At 56.1% G+C, this 18,779-nt stretch carries 17 protein-coding genes; all 17 read left to right on the top strand.

The window, feature by feature from the left end; translation table 11 throughout:
• The first annotated feature begins 10 nt into the window (after positions 1 to 10).
• The 17 genes from CFI10_RS12420 to CFI10_RS12340 all read left to right on the top strand — a co-directional run bounded on the left by CFI10_RS12420 (position 11) and on the right by CFI10_RS12340 (position 18,777).
• Entirely contained in the window at positions 11 to 508 is a 498-nt protein-coding gene (locus CFI10_RS12420; protein ID WP_206834854.1) for a Na+/H+ antiporter subunit E, read from the top strand.
• Positions 505 to 807 (top strand): MrpF/PhaF family protein, encoded by a 303-nt coding sequence (locus CFI10_RS12415; RefSeq protein ID WP_206834852.1) that lies wholly within the window; start codon positions 505 to 507, stop codon positions 805 to 807. Before CFI10_RS12420 ends, CFI10_RS12415 begins: the two co-directional genes overlap by 4 nt.
• Positions 800 to 1,120: a cation:proton antiporter gene (locus tag CFI10_RS12410; RefSeq protein WP_206834851.1), complete on the top strand. Its 321-nt coding sequence runs from the start codon at positions 800 to 802 to the stop codon at positions 1,118 to 1,120. The genes CFI10_RS12415 and CFI10_RS12410 overlap by 8 nt, the downstream gene beginning before the upstream one ends.
• Positions 1,113 to 1,391, top strand: coding sequence for a Na(+)/H(+) antiporter subunit B (locus tag CFI10_RS12405; RefSeq protein WP_206834848.1), 279 nt, complete (start codon positions 1,113 to 1,115; stop codon positions 1,389 to 1,391). Before CFI10_RS12410 ends, CFI10_RS12405 begins: the two co-directional genes overlap by 8 nt.
• A complete protein-coding gene (locus CFI10_RS12400; protein WP_206834846.1) occupies positions 1,391 to 2,089 on the top strand; it encodes an MnhB domain-containing protein in 699 nt (232 codons plus the stop codon). Before CFI10_RS12405 ends, CFI10_RS12400 begins: the two co-directional genes overlap by 1 nt.
• A complete protein-coding gene (locus CFI10_RS12395) occupies positions 2,086 to 2,409 on the top strand; it encodes an NADH-quinone oxidoreductase subunit K (RefSeq protein WP_206834843.1) in 324 nt (107 codons plus the stop codon). The genes CFI10_RS12400 and CFI10_RS12395 overlap by 4 nt, the downstream gene beginning before the upstream one ends.
• Entirely contained in the window at positions 2,406 to 3,869 is a 1,464-nt protein-coding gene (locus CFI10_RS12390; protein ID WP_206834840.1) for a complex I subunit 5 family protein, read from the top strand. Before CFI10_RS12395 ends, CFI10_RS12390 begins: the two co-directional genes overlap by 4 nt.
• Positions 3,866 to 5,359, top strand: a complete 1,494-nt coding sequence (locus CFI10_RS12385) for a complex I subunit 5 family protein (RefSeq protein WP_242529980.1) — start codon at positions 3,866 to 3,868, stop codon at positions 5,357 to 5,359. Before CFI10_RS12390 ends, CFI10_RS12385 begins: the two co-directional genes overlap by 4 nt.
• Positions 5,356 to 7,041 carry a complex I subunit 5 family protein gene (locus CFI10_RS12380; RefSeq protein ID WP_206834837.1) on the top strand — a complete coding sequence of 562 codons (1,686 nt, stop codon included), beginning with the start codon at positions 5,356 to 5,358 and terminating at the stop codon, positions 7,039 to 7,041. The genes CFI10_RS12385 and CFI10_RS12380 overlap by 4 nt, the downstream gene beginning before the upstream one ends.
• Positions 7,042 to 7,167: 126 nt before the next feature.
• The gene (locus CFI10_RS12375; protein ID WP_206834834.1) at positions 7,168 to 8,358 is read left to right on the top strand and encodes a response regulator; all 1,191 of its coding nucleotides are present in this window, start codon (positions 7,168 to 7,170) and stop codon (positions 8,356 to 8,358) included.
• Positions 8,359 to 8,566: 208 nt separating this feature from the next.
• Complete coding sequence (locus CFI10_RS12370) at positions 8,567 to 12,151, top strand: PAS domain S-box protein (protein ID WP_206834831.1); 3,585 nt, start codon at positions 8,567 to 8,569, stop codon at positions 12,149 to 12,151.
• Positions 12,152 to 12,250: 99 nt separating this feature from the next.
• Positions 12,251 to 12,829, top strand: a complete 579-nt coding sequence (locus CFI10_RS12365; RefSeq protein ID WP_206834828.1) for a response regulator — start codon at positions 12,251 to 12,253, stop codon at positions 12,827 to 12,829.
• A 42-nt stretch (positions 12,830 to 12,871) separates the two neighbouring features.
• Entirely contained in the window at positions 12,872 to 13,900 is a 1,029-nt protein-coding gene (locus CFI10_RS12360) for an HDOD domain-containing protein (protein ID WP_206834825.1), read from the top strand.
• Complete coding sequence (locus tag CFI10_RS12355) at positions 13,893 to 14,123, top strand: histidine kinase dimerization/phospho-acceptor domain-containing protein (RefSeq protein WP_242529979.1); 231 nt, start codon at positions 13,893 to 13,895, stop codon at positions 14,121 to 14,123. The genes CFI10_RS12360 and CFI10_RS12355 overlap by 8 nt, the downstream gene beginning before the upstream one ends.
• A 254-nt stretch (positions 14,124 to 14,377) precedes the next feature.
• The gene (tnpC, locus tag CFI10_RS12350; RefSeq protein WP_206834310.1) at positions 14,378 to 15,820 is read left to right on the top strand and encodes an IS66 family transposase; all 1,443 of its coding nucleotides are present in this window, start codon (positions 14,378 to 14,380) and stop codon (positions 15,818 to 15,820) included.
• A 58-nt stretch (positions 15,821 to 15,878) separates the two neighbouring features.
• Complete coding sequence (locus tag CFI10_RS12345) at positions 15,879 to 16,475, top strand: sensor histidine kinase (RefSeq protein ID WP_206834816.1); 597 nt, start codon at positions 15,879 to 15,881, stop codon at positions 16,473 to 16,475.
• 7 nt (positions 16,476 to 16,482) lie between these two features.
• Complete coding sequence (locus CFI10_RS12340) at positions 16,483 to 18,777, top strand: sensor histidine kinase (RefSeq protein ID WP_206834813.1); 2,295 nt, start codon at positions 16,483 to 16,485, stop codon at positions 18,775 to 18,777.
• The last annotated feature ends 2 nt before the right edge of the window (positions 18,778 to 18,779 follow it).

The raw sequence follows: 18,779 nt of genomic DNA, 5'->3' as shown, positions 1-18,779 counted from the left end.
AGGAGGCCCCATGTCCCGACTCCCGACGCTAGTACTGCGGTGGCTGATGTTTTCGCTGGTCTGGTGGGCATTGACCGACGGTGATGCGTCCGGTCTTGTGTTCGGTGTGGCTGTCAGTTTTCTGGTTGCCTGGATCTCGCTGCTGCTGTTTCCTCCGTCGCGTTACCTCATCCGTCTGCAGGCATTGCCCGGATTCGTGCTGTTTTTCCTGAGTCGCTCATTGCTTGCTGCATTCGATGTCTCTCGACGTTTGCTTTCACCTTCTTTACCAGTGACCCCCGGCTATTTGCGTGCCGTACTGGCGCTGCCGGAAGGTGTTCCCCGCTGGGTCCTGGCCAATACTGTGTCACTGTTGCCCGGCACTTTGAGTGTAACCCTGGAGGGGAATGAGATTGAGCTGCATTGCCTGGATCTGACTCAGCCGGTCCGACAGGACCTTGAATACACGCAAGCCCGTGTTGCAGCACTGTTTGGGCTGACGCCAGACCAGCTGGAGGGGGGCGGATGACACTGGTATTGCACCTTGTGGCCCTGTTTCTTCTGCTGACGCTGATACTGGGGTTTGTCCGCATCTGGCGCGGGCCCACGGCGGTCGACCGGATGCTTGCCTCGCAGCTGTTTGGTACCACGGGTGTTGCGTTGCTGTTAGTACTGGCTGAGGCACAACAGATGCCGTCCCTGAGGGACGTGGCGCTGATCCTGGCGGTATTGGCCGTGTTTTCAGTTGCTGCTTTTGTGACGCGTGTTGTGCGGATCGAAAGTGCCCGATCGGATCGGCATGCCGTCAAGGGGAATGGAGATGAGTGATTGGCTGTTGCATGTCCTGCAGGTGCTGCTGTTGGTCAGCGGTTGTATTTTCTTTGCTTTGGGAACGCTGGGGCTGTTTCGGTTCGACGATACCCTGTGTCGGATTCATGCATTGACCAAAATCGATAATCTGGGGCTGGGGCTGATTACCCTGGCCTTACTGATGATGACGCCATCGTTGGCCAGTAGCTTGAAAACGCTGTTGATCTGGTGGGTTGCACTTGCGGCCAGTGCAACCTCGGCGCATCTGGTGGCAAGAGCCGTTCGCATGCATGAGCGCCCGCTGCAGCAACGGGAGCGGTGTGATGATTGAATGGCTGCTGGATCTGTTGCTGGCACTGGCGCTGGTATTGACCGCTGCCGCTGCACTACTGTCGCGTGATCTGTTCCGTGCAGTGGTGGTGTTTATTGCCTTTGGTCTGCTGATGGCCGTGTGTTGGGTAAGGCTGCAGGCGCCGGATCTTGCCCTTGCTGAAGCCGCCATCGGTGCCGGACTCACCGGCGTATTGCTGCTGGATGCGGTGAGTCACTTTCGTCGTGGCAACGGCCATGGCTCGAAAAGCCAGGCCGAGGAGGAAAGCTGATGCGCTCACCCACTGCACATGTGTCGGTCCTGCTGTTGGTCATCATGCTGACGGCACTGCTGGGGCGGGCGGTCTGGCAATTGGCAGCGTTTGACTCGGGCTCAGAACTGCCTCGCTTGCTGCAGAACAACCTTGCTGCAAGCGGGGTAGAACACCCGGTAACCGCCGTACTGCTGAATTTTCGCAGTTACGATACCCTGCTTGAAATTGCGGTGCTGGTGATTGCGGCGATGGTGGGGATCTCCATGGCGCGGACTCGCTCGCTGGAGGATCCGGAGCTGCGTACCGCTGATGCCCTGCTCAGGGCGTTGTTGCGCTGGCTTGTACCCTTGATGCTGTTATTGGCGGCCTACCTGCTTTGGGCCGGAGCGGACCGGCCCGGCGGTGCGTTTCAGGCCGGTGCGATGCTGGCGGCAACCGGTGTGCTGATGCGGCTGACCGGCATGCCGCTCGATTTCCTGCGTCCGGGCCTGTTGCTGAGGATAGGGCTGGTGCTCGGATTTGCCCTTTTCCTGCTGGTGGGGCTGGCGAGTGCCATCGCGGGTGAGGCGTTTCTGGCCTATCCGCCGGGACTCAGCAAAGCACTGATTCTGTCAATCGAAACCTTGTTGACGCTGTCGATCGGCATGATTCTGTTGGCTCTGTTTGTTTCGGCGCCGGTGAATAACGCCAGTGAGCCTGAGGAAGGTGAGCAATGAGCACACCTTTGCTGTATGCCCTGACAGGCGTTGTGCTCTGGGGAATCGGCCTACTGGGACTGGTTGGCCTGCGGCATCTGCTACGCAAGTTATTGGCGCTGAATCTGATTGGCTCATCCACCTTTTTGATCCTGGTGGGTCTGGCGCAGCACCATAATGGGCCTGACCCTGTTCCTCAAGCACTGGTGCTGACCGGTATTGTCGTATCCATAGCCGCCACTGCTCTGGGGGTAGTGCTGATACGACGTTACTTCCATCTGACCGGATGCACAGAACTGGGTGACGGTGCTGAGGGCTCGAAGGAGGACAGAGCCCCATGAGCAACTGGTTAATGGCAGGGCTGCTGTTTACACCGCTGGCGCTGGCTACCACCTCGTTGCTGCTGGATTTCAGGCAGGGGCGTGCTCTGGCCTGGCTGGGTATGGTGTTACAACTGCTGGTGTCGGTCGGACTCTGGGGGCTGGTGAAGCAGGAAGGAGGTTTCTACTACAGTCTGGCCGGCTGGGATGCTCCCCTTGGCATTGAGTTACGCGTAGATGGCCTTGCCGTAACCTTCCTGCTTCTGACGACACTGGTGGCCAGTGGCTGTGGCATTCATGCCGGTATCTATTTGAAGCCTGACAAGCCCTGGCAGCGCTATTTCTGGCCGCTGTACTGGTTTCTGTGGGCCGGACTGAATACGGTTTGGATCGGTGGTGATCTGTTCAACCTCTATGTCGGACTGGAGCTGATCAGTCTGGCAGCGGTTGGACTGGTGGCTCTGGGTGGACAGGCGGAGGCGCTGCGGGCAGCACTGCGCTATTTGCTCGCTGCATTGTTGGGCTCCATGGTCTATTTGTTGGGTGTGGCGCTGATCTATGGTCAGTTTGGTACGCTTTCGCTGGCCGAAGTGGCGCATCAGGTCAGACTGATGGATCAGGCGGAGCTGATGCGTCCCGCATTGGTACTGATGTTGGTGGGGCTGGCGCTCAAGACGGCGCTGTTCCCTTTGCACGGCTGGCTGCCGCCTGCGCACGGCATTGCGAAGTCACCGGTCAGTGCTCTGCTGTCAGCACTGGTGGTCAAGGCATCGTTCTATATTGCAGCACGAATCTGGCTGGAGGCAGGGGAGGTGGTCGCCACCCAATGGATGGCTCAGCTTATTGGAACGCTGGGAGCCGCTGCCGTTATATGGGGAAGCTGGCTGGCCTGGCGTCAACCAAGGCTGAAACAGGTGGTGGCCTATTCCTCGGTTGCGCAGATCGGTTATCTGTTCCTGCTGTTTCCGTTGACGTTCGGGGTTGATGCATCCACATCATTGCAGGCACAGCAGGGGATTACCTTGCAGGTTATCAGTCATGCCCTGGCCAAGTCGGCCATGTTTCTGGCAGCAGGTAACCTGATTCTGGCGGTGGGCAGCAATCGTGTGGATGCGCTGGCAGGTGTCAGCCACTTTCTGCCGTTTTCACTGTTTTCCTTTGGTCTGGCTGGCGTCTCCCTGATGGGGCTGCCTCCTTCGGGTGGTTTTGCGGCCAAATGGATGCTGCTACAGGCCAGTATGGCGTCGGGCCAGTGGTGGTGGATACTGGTGCTGGTGGGTGGCGGTCTGCTGTCGGCGGCTTATGTGTTTCGCATCTATCGCGCATCGTTTCTGGAAAGGGATGAAAAGGATCATTTTTACCATCCGGATCGCCGGCTTGAAGTGGTGGCAATGTTGTTGGCAGTGGCCTCGTTGGGGCTGGGCCTGGCGGGCAGCCAGGTCCTGTCGGTGATGGCGCTGCCGTTCGAGGAGGTGCAATGACCCATCTGGTTATGATCCCGATACTGGCGCTGCTCAGTTCAATGCTTGCAGCGGTGATCATCTTTGCACTGCCGGAGCAGCGGCACCGCTTGCGTACCGGTATCAACCTGCTGGCAGCCCTGATCAAGGTGGTATTGGTGGGGGTAATGACCTGGGGGGTTATTCATCAGCTGGATTATGGCATGAGCTACGAAATCCTGCCTGGTGTCAGCTTTGAGCTGCAGGCCGATGCGCTGGCGATGATGTTTGCTGGTCTGTCGGCGGTGCTGTGGCTGTTGACCACCATTTATGCAGTGGGCTACCTCGAAGACTCGCCGAATCGCAGCCGCTTTTTCGGATTTTTCAGTCTCTGCGTGGCCAGTACCATGGGGATTGCACTGGCGGGCAACCTCTTCACCTTCTTCCTGTTCTACGAGATGTTGACACTCTCTACCTATCCACTGGTGGTACATCGGGGAACGGAGAAAGCATTACAGGCCGGGCGTAACTACATTATTTATACGCTCAGTGGCGGGGCTGCGTTGCTGCTGGGCATGATCTGGCTTCAGGGGCTGGCAGGTGATCTATCGTTTCAGGAAACCGGCCAACTGGTTAATCTCAATGCAGAATTGCACCCTCAGCTGATTATGATTTTTGCTCTGCTGGTGGCTGGGCTCGGCGTCAAAGCCGCTCTGTTTCCACTGCATGGCTGGCTGCCACAGGCCATGGTGGCACCTGCGCCTGTCAGTGCGCTGTTGCATGCAGTGGCGGTGGTCAAGGCGGGTGCCTTCGGTATCGTCAGGGTTGTGTATGACCTGTACGGCATTGAGTTTGCTGCCCTGTTGGGTGTTCTGGAACCTTTGGGTTGGCTGGCGGCGTTTACGATTATATATGGCTCTGTCCGGGCGCTGGCTCAGACGGACCTGAAGCGGCGGCTGGCTTTTTCCACCGTCAGCCAGGTGTCCTATATCGTGCTGGGCACTGCAGTATTCGGCCCCGTGGGAACAGTGGGTGGTCTGGTCCATCTGTTGCATCAAGGGATTATGAAAATCACGCTGTTTTTCTGTGCCGGTAATTATGCCGAGACACTTGGCATTCACAAAATCCATGAGTTGAATGGAGCTGGAAAGCGCATGCCCCTGACGTCAACCGCTTTCACGCTGGCGGCCTTTGGCATGATCGGTGTTCCACCATTGGCAGGCTTTATTACCAAATGGACCCTGGGAACAGGGGCACTTAATGTCCAGATGGAGTGGGTTATAGGAGTGCTGCTGATCAGCAGTCTGCTGAATGCCGCCTACTTTTTGCCTGTGATTCACCGCCTCTGGTTTCAACCGGAATATGATTGGTCAGAGCAGCGGCGCTGGGGGAAACTGGAGACCCATAGCTGGCTGCTTTGGCCTCCGCTGGTAACCGCCGTATTGACTCTATTGGTGGGCCTGTTTGCTGCTCTGCCCCTTAGTCCTCTGAGCTGGGCTAAGCTGATCGCCGCACGGGAGTACCTGCCATGACCTTTTGGATTCTGAGCGCTGTTGCAATACCGCTGTGCGTGTTGCTGTTGGTGCCGAGCCGAGCAACACGGTCACTGCTGTGGCCTGTGCTTCCCTTGTTGCCACTGCCTGCGCTGGGGTTGGCTCTGATGGGGCCCGGGAATTGGCAACTGGAGCTGCCCGGGTTGTTGCTTGGAGCCAGTTGGCAACTTGATGAGCTGCGCCAGCCGTTCCTTTTATTGACGGCACTGCTGTGGAGCTTTGCGGGACTGTTTGCATCCGGCTATATAACAACGCGGCGAACCAGTTTTGCCCTGTACTGGGGGCTGACCCTCAGCGGTAATCTGGGGTTGGTACTGGCGGGGGATCTGGTCAGTTTCTATACCTTTTTTGCGCTGATGACCTTTGCCGGCTATGGGCTGGTTGTACATGAGCGCAAGCCTGATGCATTCAGGGCGGGACGGTTATACCTGATCATGGCGGTGTTCGGTGAGATGGCGCTGCTGGCAGGACTGATTCTGGCGGCAGGTGCCGCTGACAGCTTGCTGCTGGCTGAGCTGCCCGGTGCGATCGCGGCATCAGCCGATACTGTGCTGATTATGGCGCTTCTGCTGTGTGGCTTTGGTGTAAAAGCTGGGCTTCCACTGCTGCATATGTGGTTGCCATTGGCTCACCCGGTTGCGCCGACGCCGGCCAGTGCCGTGCTCAGCGGTGCCATGATCAAGGCGGGCTTGCTGGGATGGCTACTGACCCTGCCGCTGGGGCTGGCGAGCTATCAACTTCCGGGTACGGTGCTTGCACTCACCGGTGTTGTGGCATCGCTCGGCGCTGCGCTGATCGGTGTCTGTCAGCAGCAGGCGAAGGCGGTGCTGGCCTATTCCAGCATCAGCCAGATGGGGTTGATGACGCTGATGCTGGGAGTCGCGCTGGCCGAGCCTGAACGCGCCCATTGGTTACTGCCACTGATTGGCCTGTACGCACTGCATCATGGCCTGGCCAAAGGGGCGATGTTTCTGTCGGTGGGCATATCATCGCCATGTGCTTCTGTTCCGCGAGGGCTGTATTGGCTGCTGCTTGCATTGCCGGGGCTGTCACTGGCCGGCTTGCCCTTTACCAGTGGAGCCCATGCCAAGCTGGCCATGAAGCAGGCGCTGGCGCCAGAAGGGCTGTCCCTTTGGCTCGCGCCCTGGCTGAGTAGCTTGCTCAGTGCTGGCGCCGTTGCAACTATGGTGCTGGTGTTGAGGTTCCTCTGGCTGCAATGGCAGCACACAAACAAGGATGGAACTGATCCGCGCAGAGCAGTGGGCTGGCTGCTGACGCTGGTGACCAGTCTGGTACTGTTCCCCTTGCTTGCACCCGGTCTGCCGCTGGCAATTGAGTCAGTGCCGGTCGACCAACTCAATGCATTGCCGACACTGTTATGGCCGATACTGCTGGCTTTTCTGCTGGGTGGGATATCCCTTAAAGTTCATTTGCGTGCCCCCAGAGTACCGGCGGGTGATCTGGTTGCTCCCTTGGAAGTGCTTTGCAAGCGATTAACGCTTCCTTACCAAATGCAGCCCATAGTCTACACTGAATTGATAAGACCTTTGTGCAGCAGTCTGAGAAGAATATTACCTTGGGCTCAAAGGTTTGAGCCTTGGATGTCTGCACAAAGCGCTTGGCTTCTGATTATCGTGTCACTGGTGTTATTGCTGGCATAAAGCAGAGGTAGAAAAGCCTGTCACAACTGTCGCATTTTTGTCATTTGTCTATAAAATAGTCATATATAAAATAGGTCAAGGCCTTCTCTGGGCTGATCCTGCCGGTGCTTGAAGGTAACCCCGCTTATGACTGGACACGATGTGCATGAACTTCCCGCTGATTCCGGCCGCCAAACAATCCTGATCGTGGATGATGCCCCGGAAAATCTGATGCTGCTGGGTGAGTTGTTGCAGAGCGAGTACCGCGTTCGTGCCGCCAACTCGGGCGCGCGTGCACTGCGGGTAGCAGGCAGTGAGCCGCGTCCGGATCTGGTATTGCTGGATGTAATGATGCCGGAAATGGATGGCTACGAGGTGATCCAGCGCTTGAAGGCCCAAGAGCAGACACGGGACATCCCCGTGATTTTTATCACAGCGATGACTGCGGTGGCAGACGAAGAAAAGGGGCTTGGGCTGGGGGCGGTAGATTACATTACCAAACCCTTCAGCCCGGCGATTGTTCTGGCAAGGGTACGTGCCCAGCTGGAGCTGAAAACCGCCCGTGATCGCCTGAGCAATCAAAATCAGTGGCTGGAGCATGAAGTTGCCCGCCGAATGCAGGAAAATGCACGTATTCGTGATCTGAGTGTACAGGCCTTGGCCTGTCTGGCCGAGGTGCGAGACAAGGAGACAGGGCTGCATATTGTCAGAACCCAGTCCTATGTTGAAATCCTGGGCCGAAAGCTTGAAACGCACCCCAGGTTTGCACCAGCTCTTGCTGATGGCCGACTGCAGGAGATCATTCGTGCAGCCCCGTTGCACGATATCGGAAAAATAGGTATTCCGGATGCCATTTTGCTGAAGCCTGGCAACCTGACCGATGAAGAGTTTGAAGTAATGAAGACTCACTCGGCCATCGGAGGTGAGGCGATTCATAATGCGATAGAGCAGGCCGTGATGAGTGCCGGTGATGAACATGCACGAGAGGCATTTGATTTCCTCAATGTGGCCAGTGAAATTGCCTACTATCACCATGAAAAGTGGGATGGCAGTGGCTATCCGGATGGGCTCAAGGGTGACGATATTCCCGTATCTGCACGGCTGATGGCGCTGGCGGATGTGTTCGATGCCCTCAGTTGTAGCCGGGTATACAAAGAGCCCTACAGCATGGAAGAGACATTCAGGATCATTTTGGAAGGGCGGGGTACGCATTTCGATCCCGATGTGGTCGATGCTTTTACCGCCTGTCGAGAAGAGTTTATCGCCGTAGCCAAGGAGCTGGCAGACAAGGAAAGCGAAGCCGGACACTGCGTCCCCAGTCTCTGCCCATCTAAGTAATTTGCAGCAGAAGGGCAGCTGGAAAAGGTGGAAGGATCGGCACGGCACTTCCTGTCTTTGATCAATAACTTGCTGGGTCTGTCTCGAATTGAGGCCGGGCAGTTCATGCCCAAACAAAGGTACTGCTGTACTTTATGAGGAATGTGGTCAAATTTCCGCCGCAGGGACGGGCTTCACTTAGGGTCAATGCCGTAGCACAGGATACCCAATGCAAATAACGCACAGCGGAAAGACGTGGCTTGGACTCTTCGTGATTGCCCTGATGGGTACTGGACTTCTGTTTGTTTCTTTTGCGAACAGGGCTTCAGACCTGCCGCCAATCAAGGTGGTATTGATGGATGAGTTTCCGCCGCTGATCTATTCCGAGGAAAGCGGTGCGGTACGTGGTCTGATTCCGGATCGATGGACCTTGTGGCAGGAAAAGACCGGTCGCCGAACTGAAGTAACAACCATGCAGTGGGCCGAGGCGCTGGTAGCTTTCCGGGCCGGTCAGTTTGACGTTATTGATGCTATCACCACAACACCCGAGCGGCAGCGAACACTCCTGTTTTCGACCCCTTGGATCACCCTGGATGTGGTGCTGTACTACCGTGACAACATTCGTGGGGTAACCGACCTGAGTTCGGTCCGCGGATTCCAGATCGGGGCGGTCAAGGGTGATGCCTGTGTCGATCTGCTCCAGAGCAAGGGCATAGATAATCTGGCGCTCTTTGCAACCTATCCAGACGTGGTAGACGCGGCAGTCAGGGGAGGAGTGTCCGTATTTTGTGGTCACAAGTTGATGACCAACTATTACCTGGCGCAACGTGGTAGCAGCGATGCCTTTTTGCATACCGACCCGCTCTACAATGCACCTGGCCATTGGGCTGTCCTGAAAGGCAATCAAGCGCTCTATGAAGAGATTACTCAAGGCTTCCAACTGATCACGGACACAGAAGACAAGGCGTTGCGTGATAAATGGCTGGGGCAGCCCCTGTTCGAGCCTGCAGCACCTGTCTGGGTCAAATGGGTGCTATATGGCGCATTGGCGCTGCTGGGAGTGTTACTGTTGGTGCTGGTCTGGATACGAATGCTGCGACGCGAAGTGGAGCACCGGACCTTTGCGCTGGCAGAAAGCGAAGAGCGTTTTCGCATGTTATTCGAGAACACCCGCCAGCCAATCGCTATGGTGGAAAACGGACATTTTATCGCTGCCAACAAGGCCACGCTGGACATGTTTTATATGCGTGATCCGGGTGAATTGATCGGTAAAACACCACTGGATATTTCTCCCGAAACGCAACCGAGTGGAGAGCGCTCTGCGGTTGTCCTGCTCGGTGTGATGGGCAAGGCATTCTCCAGAGGCAGTACCCGCACTGAGTGGGAACATTTAAAGGCCACGGGCGAAGTATTCACCGCTGAGGTGATGCTGACTGCGATCAGACGTGATGAGCGTGAAATACTGCATGTGGTATGGAACGACATCACGGCCCGCAAGCAAGCTGAGCGTGAGCTTGAGGAATACCAGAACCACCTTGAAGAGCTGGTACAGGCGCGTACGGAAGAGCTGAGCCATATCACGTGTGAGCTGCGCGATGCCAGTCAGGAGCAGCAGGCACTTTTCGATGCGGCGATGGCCGGGATAGTGTTTGTGCGTGACCGACGAATCCTGCGCTGCAACCGTTATCTGGAGCAGATGTTGGGCTATGCGCAGGGGGAACTGCTGGGCCAGACGACACGCTGTTGGTATCCCGATGAAGCCACGTTTTTCGAGGTGGGTGAGCGGATCATTACCGCCCAAGCCGAGCAGGGCTTCTACAGTGAAGAGCGTGAACTGCAACGCAAGGACGGCAGTCGCTTCTGGGCACGGATGCAGGCGCAGCCAGTGGACTCTGAGGATCTCAGTAAGGGGATCGCCGGGATGGTGATTGATATCACCGCCGAGCACGAAGCGCTGGAACAACTGCAGCAGGCACGCCAGCTGGCGGAGGACGCCGCACGCACCAAAGCTGATTTTTTGGCCAATATGAGTCACGAAATCAGAACGCCCATGAACGCCATTATGGGCATGACACACTTGGTGCTGCAGACCGACCTGAATGAGCGCCAGCGGGATTTCCTGCAGAAAATCCAGCGCTCGAGCAGACACCTGCTGGGCATCATTAACGATGTGCTGGACTTTTCCAAGATGGAGGCAGGAAAGCTCTCGCTGGAACATATCGAGTTCAACCTGCCCACGCTGATCTCCGACCTCACCAGTGTGCTCGAGACCAAAACCACCGAAAAGGAACTGACGCTGATCACCCATGTGGATGAGCGTTTACCGGAGCAACTTAAGGGTGACCCTTTACGGCTGCAGCAGATACTACTAAATTTCGCCAACAATGCGGTCAAGTTTACCGAGTCAGGGGAGATTGAGATCCGAGTGGACCTCGTTGGTACAGAGGCAGACAAAACCCTGCTCAAATTCAGTGTGCGCGATACCGGTATTGGCCTGAACCCCGCTCAGCAGCGACGCCTGTTTCGCAGCTTTGAGCAGGCGGATGGCTCTACAACACGCAAATATGGAGGCAGTGGTTTGGGCCTTGCGATTTCCCGTCGTTTGGCTGAATTGATGGGCGGTGAGGTTGGGGTTGTCAGTCAGCCGGGTGAGGGCTCGACCTTCTGGTTCAAGGTGGCGCTTGATTTAGGTTCGGGCTCAGCCGATATGTCTATGGGCGCCGGCAAGGATGTTACCGAATTACAGGCTTCAGAACTCAGCCTGAAACAGATCAAACGCCAGCTGCAAGGGGCCCGGGTGCTGTTGGTTGAAGACAACCCTCTGAATCAGGAGGTGGCCAGTGAGCTGCTCAGCCAGATGGGTGTTGTCGTCGAGATCGCCAATAATGGTGCCGAAGCCTTGCAGAAGCTGGAGGCAGCGGCGTTTGATCTGGTACTGATGGATATGCAGATGCCGGTCATGGACGGGCTGACCGCCACGCGAAAAATACGGCAACATGACCGCTTGAAACAACTGCCCGTGTTGGCCATGACGGCCAGCGCCTTGCCATCCGACCGTTCCCAGTGTCTGCAGGCGGGCATGAATGATTTTCTGGCCAAGCCAATCGAACCTGAGACACTGTGGCGAGAGCTGTCGCGCTGGATCAAGCCTGCTCAACGATCCAAGGCCCCGGCCAAACCTGAGCCAGACGCACCAACGCGAGTAGATGTACCAGTAATCGCCGGGCTGGATACTCAGGCGGGGATCAAGCTTGCCCTCAATGATCAGGCACTCTATCGGCGCCTGTTGACGAGCTTTGTCAGCAGCCATGAAGCGTTCAGGCAGCAACTGCAACAGGCCTTGCACGAGAATGATCTAGAACTGTCTGTGCGACTGGTACATACCCTGAAGGGCAGTGCCGCCCAAATCGGAGCAACTGAGCTGGCCTCCCAGGCACAGGCGTTTGAGCACCGCTTGCGACAGGCTCAGGGTGAGTCTGCCGTCATGCCTGAGCCGCCGGACTTTCTGCTGGCAGGCGTTGATGGGTTATTACGCGCCTTGTCAGACTGGTTGGAAAATAGTGCAAAGCCTGCTCAGGACAAAGAGGCCAAAACGGCATCACGCCAGTGGTCAGAGCATGAGCAGTCGCTCTATGACAGCCTCCAGGTATTGCTGACTACCGATGATTTTAATGCGACTCAACTCTTTAGCCGGGAGTCGGTCGCTTTTCGCAAAATGCTCGGTAAAGACTATGAGCGAATAGTGTCGGCACTGGGCATGTTTGATTTCGAACGTGCTGCGAGAATTCTTCATAAGGCAGGCAGGACGGATTAAATCCCGCTCGCGGGACTTGTGTCGATTTGTCGCAAATGTCATATTGCGCACATGTGCTAATACTGTATTTAGCCGCTGAACAACCAGGTCGGGAATGAAATGAAAACACTCACCACGGGTGACATTGCTAAGATGTGCGACGTGAATCTGCGAACGGTCATTCGCTGGATCGATCGTGGTGCACTCAAGGGGTTCAAGCTTCCCGGGCGAGGTAACAATCGCGTACGTGTTGAAGACTTCATCCGGTTTCTGCACGAGCATGAGATGCCCATTCCTGCTGAGCTGGCGGCTGATGACAACCGGCGTGTACTGATAATCGATGATGAAGCGGCAGTAGCCCGCTCCATTGCCCGTATTTTAAGAGCTGCCGATTATGAGACCGAAACCGCTTTGGATGGCTTTCAGGGCGGCAGCCTGCTGATCAAGTACCAGCCAGCACTGGTGACGCTGGATCTGCGCATGCCCGGTGTCAGTGGCTATGATGTGCTGAGGTTCATCCGCTCCACCCCCGAAACCGAACATATCAAGGTCGTCGTGATTTCAGCGCTTGATCAGCAGTCACTCCAGCGTGCACGGGATGAAGGTGCCGATGCCGTGCTGTCCAAGCCGTTTGATAATGAAGCACTCACCACAACGGTTGAGCGCCTGTTGCCGTTACAGGCGTCCAAGTTGGCCTGATGTGAAAGACTCGTTTTTTATTTGCAGTGAAAGGGACGGCACATGAATGCGCCTTGCATAGTCTTTGTTGATAACGAACCCGGTGTGCTCAATGCGCTGCGGCGCCTGTTGCGCCTGAGTCATCGTGACTGGGAGATGTTTTTTTTCAGCTCGCCCAAGGAAGCGCTGGAACAGTTGAAGACATTAAGGCCCTGGGTCCTGGTTGTGGATCGGCATATGGCCGAAATGGACGGCATTGAACTGCTGGGGCAGGCCGCGCATACGGTGCCGGATACCATTCGCGTACTCCTGAGCGGCGATGCTCAGATGGAGAGTGCGCTCAAGGCAACGGCTGCAGCGCATCTGGTCATCCGCAAGCCCTTTGAGCGTGAGGTTATTGATGACTTGCTGACACGGGCGCGTGTACTGCATCAACTGCCCTTGAGTGACGGTTTGCGCAGCCGCCTTGGCCGACAGGATAGCCTCCCTGTACTGCCGGAGGTGTATCAACAGATCACCCAAGTTCTGGAGCAGCAGGAGCCCAGCGTGGCTGAAGTGGCCGAGCTCATTCGGCACGATCAGGTGTTGTTGAGTCGTGTGCTGCAACTGGTAAATTCCCCCTTCTTTGGTTTCAACTCACGTACCCATGATGTTGAAGTGGCCGTGATGCGGCTGGGGCTGCAGACCATCCATAATCTGGTTTTGATCATAGAGCTGTACCAGCACGACAGTCAGGTCCCGCGAGCATTGGGCGATCGTTTGATGCGAGAGGCGATGCTGTTGGCCGAGCAGGTGGGGGCATTATGTGATAGCCGTGGTGTCAACAAGACTGTACGTAATCTGGCCGTGGTGAGTGCGCTGCTGCATAACATTGGTATGCTGGTGCTGGGTGATGATCCTCAAGAATACAGTCTGGCCAGTGCCTATCTACTGGAGTTGTGGGGGTTTGAGTCGGACGTGATTGAGGCCGTTCAACACCAACTTGACCCGGAACCGCCTGCTGATTGTGAGCCCGCCACTGAGATTTTGAATATGGCACTCAAGTTGCGCAGTGGTAGTATGAATGATGCCAAGGAGGCGGAAGATGAGTAAGAAGCCTCTCGAGCATCCGGATTATCATGCCGAACTGCATAGTAGGCAGCAGCAGCTGATTCAGTCGGAAAAAATGGCCACGCTGGGGCGTTTGGTGGCCGGCGTAGCGCATGAGATCAATAACCCGGTCTGCTATGTCAAAACCAACCTGCAGACATTGCGACAGTATGTGGCCGAATTTGATCAGCTGTTGGATAGTGTGCTGGTATTAGCTGAATCGTAACTATTCAGCTCAAGTTCCTGCAAAAAGTTCTTGACAGGTTTTTTGTCAAAATATCTCCCAGTCCAGTGACAGTCGGTATTTCGCTTTAAAGCCTGCCTCAAGGTGCCGTACCGCCACTCTGTGGCGTCTGGCGGAGCTCTATGTCTCGGAGCGTGGGAGCAATGTAAAAGTTGCTCAGATCCGCACACAAAGCGAAAAATTTGACCTGAAAAAGTCGTGCGATAATAGGCCATCAATCGACGATACTCAGGCTCATGAAGATCAGCAATATGGATGTCGACGCCATCTTGGCGAACGTCAGACAACAGCTCCAGGACGACAAGACACTCTCGCCATCTCTGCGCGCAGCCATTGAGATGATGATGGTGCTGATCCAGATGATGACCGGCCGGCTCAACACGAACAGTACCAACAGCAGTACGCCGCCCTCCCAGGATCCGAACCGGCCCAAGAAGAGCCGCAGTAAAGGTGAGCGTAAACCGGGCGGACAGCCTGGCCGTATTGGCAAGACGCTGCAACGGGTCGAGGAGCCGGATGCGATCAAGACCGTGAAGGTCGACCGGCGCACCCTGCCTAAGGGCAGCGCATTCCGCGTGGTCGGCTATGAAAAGCGTCAGGTCTTCGATCTGGATATCAGCCGCTTCGTGACCGAGTACCAGGCCGAGATCCTGGAGAACGAACAGGGGCAACGCGTCACAGCGCCATTCCCGGCCGGTGTTGATCGTCCGGTGCAGTATGGTCCCCGCTTGAAAGCGCATGCGGTGTATCTGTCGCAGTACCAGCTGCTGCCCTACGAACGTGTCCGCGAATACTTTGAGGATCAGGTTGGTATCCCGCTCAGCGCAGGGTCGCTGTTCAACTTCAACCAAGACGCTTTCGACAAAGCTGAGGGCTTCGAGCACTGGGTTAAGGACCGTCTGGCCGAGTCGGTGCTGATTCACGCCGATGAAACCAGCATCAACATCGGTGGCCAACGCCGCTGGCTGCATTGCGCCTCGAATGATGACCTGACCTGGCTGGCGCCCCATGCTCACCGGGGTCACGAGGCGATGGAGGCCATCGGTATCCTGCCGCGCTTCCACGGCGTGCTTTGTCATGACCACTGGAAACCGTACTACCGCTATCAGTGCCGGCATGCGCTCTGTAATGCCCACCATCTGCGCGAGCTTCAGCGCGCCTGGGAGCAGGACAAACAGACCTGGGCGCAGCGCATGCAAACCCTGTTGTGCACCATGGAGGATGCCGTTAAGAGTGCGGGCGGCAGCCTGCCGCCTGAAAAGGCAGAAGGGTGGCGAAAGGCCTACCGGCAATGCCTCAAAAAAGCGGAAGACGAGTGTCCGCCACCGGATGAAAACCAACGGCAGGGCAAGCGTGGTCGGCTCAAACGCTCTCGGGCGCGCAACCTGCTGGAGCGGTTGCGCGACTATGAGGCAGATGTTTTGCGCTTTCTGGACGATCCGGCGGTCCCCTTTACGAACAACCAAGGCGAGCGTGATATCCGTATGCTCAAGGTGCAGCAGAAGATCTCTGGCTGCTTCCGCTCGATGGATGGGGCACAGATCTTCTGTCGTGTGCGCAGCTATCTGTCGACGGCGCGCAAGCAAAACCTGAGTGGTTCCGAGGCGTTGACACTGTTGTTCGAAGGACGTTTGCCGACCTTCATGGCAGCGCCAAGCGATAATCCGAAAACTTTTTAAATCAAGCCAACTGAATAGTTACGCTGAATCGAAGAATGATTCAGGTCTTGCAACAGCTTTGGCGACACTGAAAAAGCGGCATGACTACGACTATCTCCACACCGAACTGCCCATTCTGCTGGATGAAACCAGCGAGGGGGTACACCGCATTGAAGGGATTGTTGCCACGCTTAGAAACTACGCCCACGATGACGCGCAGCAGGGACAGCCGGTGTGTTTGAAAGAACTGGTTGAAACGTCGTTACGACTGGTACACCACGAGCTTAAGTATGTGGTCCGTCAGGTTAACCGTGAATATGTGGATATACCGGAGGTCTGGTGTCGTCCGGCACAGATTTCTCAGGTGTTGGTTAACCTGCTGGTCAATGCCGCGCAGGCTATGCCAGAGGGAGGTGATATCAGTATCCGCTTGAATCAGCTGGGTGAACGTTACGTTGAGCTCAGTGTATGTGATCAAGGCCAGGGTATTGCAGATGAACTGATGCCACGCCTGTTTGAGTCGTTCGTGACTAGCAAGCCCGCGGGCAAGGGAACGGGGCTCGGTCTGCCCATTTGCCATGACATCATGATTAGCCATGGTGGTGAGATCCGTGCCGAAAATCGCCCAGGTGGAGGCGCCTGCTTCACCCTGATCTTGCCGATTCATCAGAGTTGAGCCTGGCATGAGTACACAGCAGAGCACGCGAGAACACAACGTCTTTCGGGTACTTTGGAATACCTATATTCGCAACGCTCTGATTCCGATCATCTTCATCGAACTGGCGCTTATCGCGGCCTATCTGGCTACCAACTACATCATTCGCGATGAAAACATCGCCACCATGCAACGCAGTGCGCAGGAATCTCTGCTTGAAACGGCTCGCATCGAGTCGGATGTGATCGCCAGTCAGCTCAATGGCGTTGCCGAAATGACGGATCTGTTCGCAGCGCTCATTACCCAGGCCTATGACACGCCCCATGATGCCAGCGAGGCTGAAAAATCCCGCTATACCCTGAGTGAAAACGGTGTCTGGCATACCCGGGCCGATACACCGGGAGCCGCCATGTTCTACTCATCCATTGCCCCTGTGGGTGAGGCTGAAAAGCGCAAGGCCTGGCAGTTGGTGCAGATCGATCCATTGATGAAGCAACTGGTTTACAGCAGCTCGCTCGTTACCCAGGCCTATTTCAACACCCACGATTCCATGAACCGCATCTATCCGCCGTTTGACGTATTGGAGCAGTATCCGTTCGATCTTGATGTGCGTGACTACAACTTCTATTACGAAGCCGACGCCGAGCATAATCCCAAGCGTAAGGTGGCATGGACCGATGTTTACATCGATCCCGCCGGACAGGGCTGGATGGCATCGGCCATTGCACCGGTCTATCGCCGCAATACTGATTTTCTTGAAGGCGTTGCCGGTCTCGATATCCGCGTTTCAGAAATCATCCGTCAGGTATTGGCATTAAACCTGCCATGGGACAGCTATGCCCTGTTGGTGGACAGCAGCGGTACCATTCTGGCGATGCCCGAGGCGGCTGAACAGGATTGGCAACTGCAGGAGCTGACTGAGCATGACTACGCGACTGCAATTAAACAGGACACCTTCAAGCCCGAAGCTTTCAATCTATTCAAGCGTACAGACAGCCAGCTGTTGGCAGAGGGGATCGGCAGAGTCAGTGATGGCGTGGTCGCTTTGGAGCTGGCGGGGGCGCCCAAGCTAGCGGCCTGGTCCTTGATCCCGGGTGCTGACTGGCACTTGCTCGTCGTGGCTGATCAGGCGCACCTGTATGCTGATGCCAACGCCCTCAAGGCAAGAGTGGATCAGATCGCCATCGGCATGATCCTGGGGTTGCTGGCCTTTTACGTGCTTTTCATGCTGTATCTGTACCGCAAGTCTCTACAGGTCAGTTTGAGACTGTCCCAGCCCATGCGCGGCCTGCGCCGCATGATCGGTGCCATCGGCCAGGGACGCTACCGGCCTGAGCCGGTTGCCACTGATATTGCCGAGTTGAACTCGGTATCGGATGGCCTGCTCGAAATGGGTAAAACCATCGAGCATAGCCGTTCAGAGCTGGATGAAGCCAACCGGCGCCTGGCGCGCCTCAATCAGCTGCTGGAGGCCCGAGTGGAAGAACGCACGCGAGAGCTACGCCAGACCAACGTGGACCTGCAGCATGAGCGGGAAGAGCTGAACCGGCTGATCACTGAGCTTAAGGCGACTCAGGCACAGTTGGTGCAGTCCGAAAAGATGGCGTCTGTTGGTGTCCTGGCGACTGGGGTGGCTCATGAGATCAACAACCCGCTGGCGTTTGTCAGTGCCAATGTCACTATTTTGAATGACTATGTGCCATCGCTCATGCGGCTTTATGAAAGAGCGGTTGAATTGGTGCCGGAGCCTGATGCCAGACATCTGAGCGAGGTTGAGCGGCAGGAACATTATGCTGACATCACGGACAATATCAGCGACCTCTTGGCGGATTCCATTGAAGGTGTGCGACGCATCCAGCACATAACCGAAAGTCTGCTGGAGTTTTCGCACTCAGGTGATACCGCTTGGCAGGACTGTGATCTGAATCACTGTGTCGAAACCACCCTGGTGATTTGCCGCTACGAATATAAATACAAGGCACAGATCGAAACGGACCTGGATGCTGAACTGCCTCTGATTCAGGCAGTGCCAGCGCAGCTGAACCAGGTGATTATGGCGCTGATCGTGAATGCGGCTCAGGCGATACAGCACGAAGGTGTGATTCGCATCACAACTCGTCAGTCCGATGATGATGTCATTCTGGAAGTCTGCGATACCGGCATGGGTATCACGCCGGAAAACCTGAGCCATATATTTGAACCCTTCTTTACCACCAAACAACCGGGTGAAGGCACCGGGCTTGGGCTGGCAGTTGCCTACGGTATTATCGTATCCGCCCATAAATCAGCCCCTTTTTTCCAGCCACTAACCGCCGCACACTGATT

Source organism: Marinobacterium iners, assembly GCF_017310015.1.
GTDB classification, from domain to species: domain Bacteria; phylum Pseudomonadota; class Gammaproteobacteria; order Pseudomonadales; family Balneatricaceae; genus Marinobacterium; species Marinobacterium iners.
Note: the sequence above shows the minus strand (reverse complement) of the source record. Positions and strands in the feature narration are given on the sequence as shown.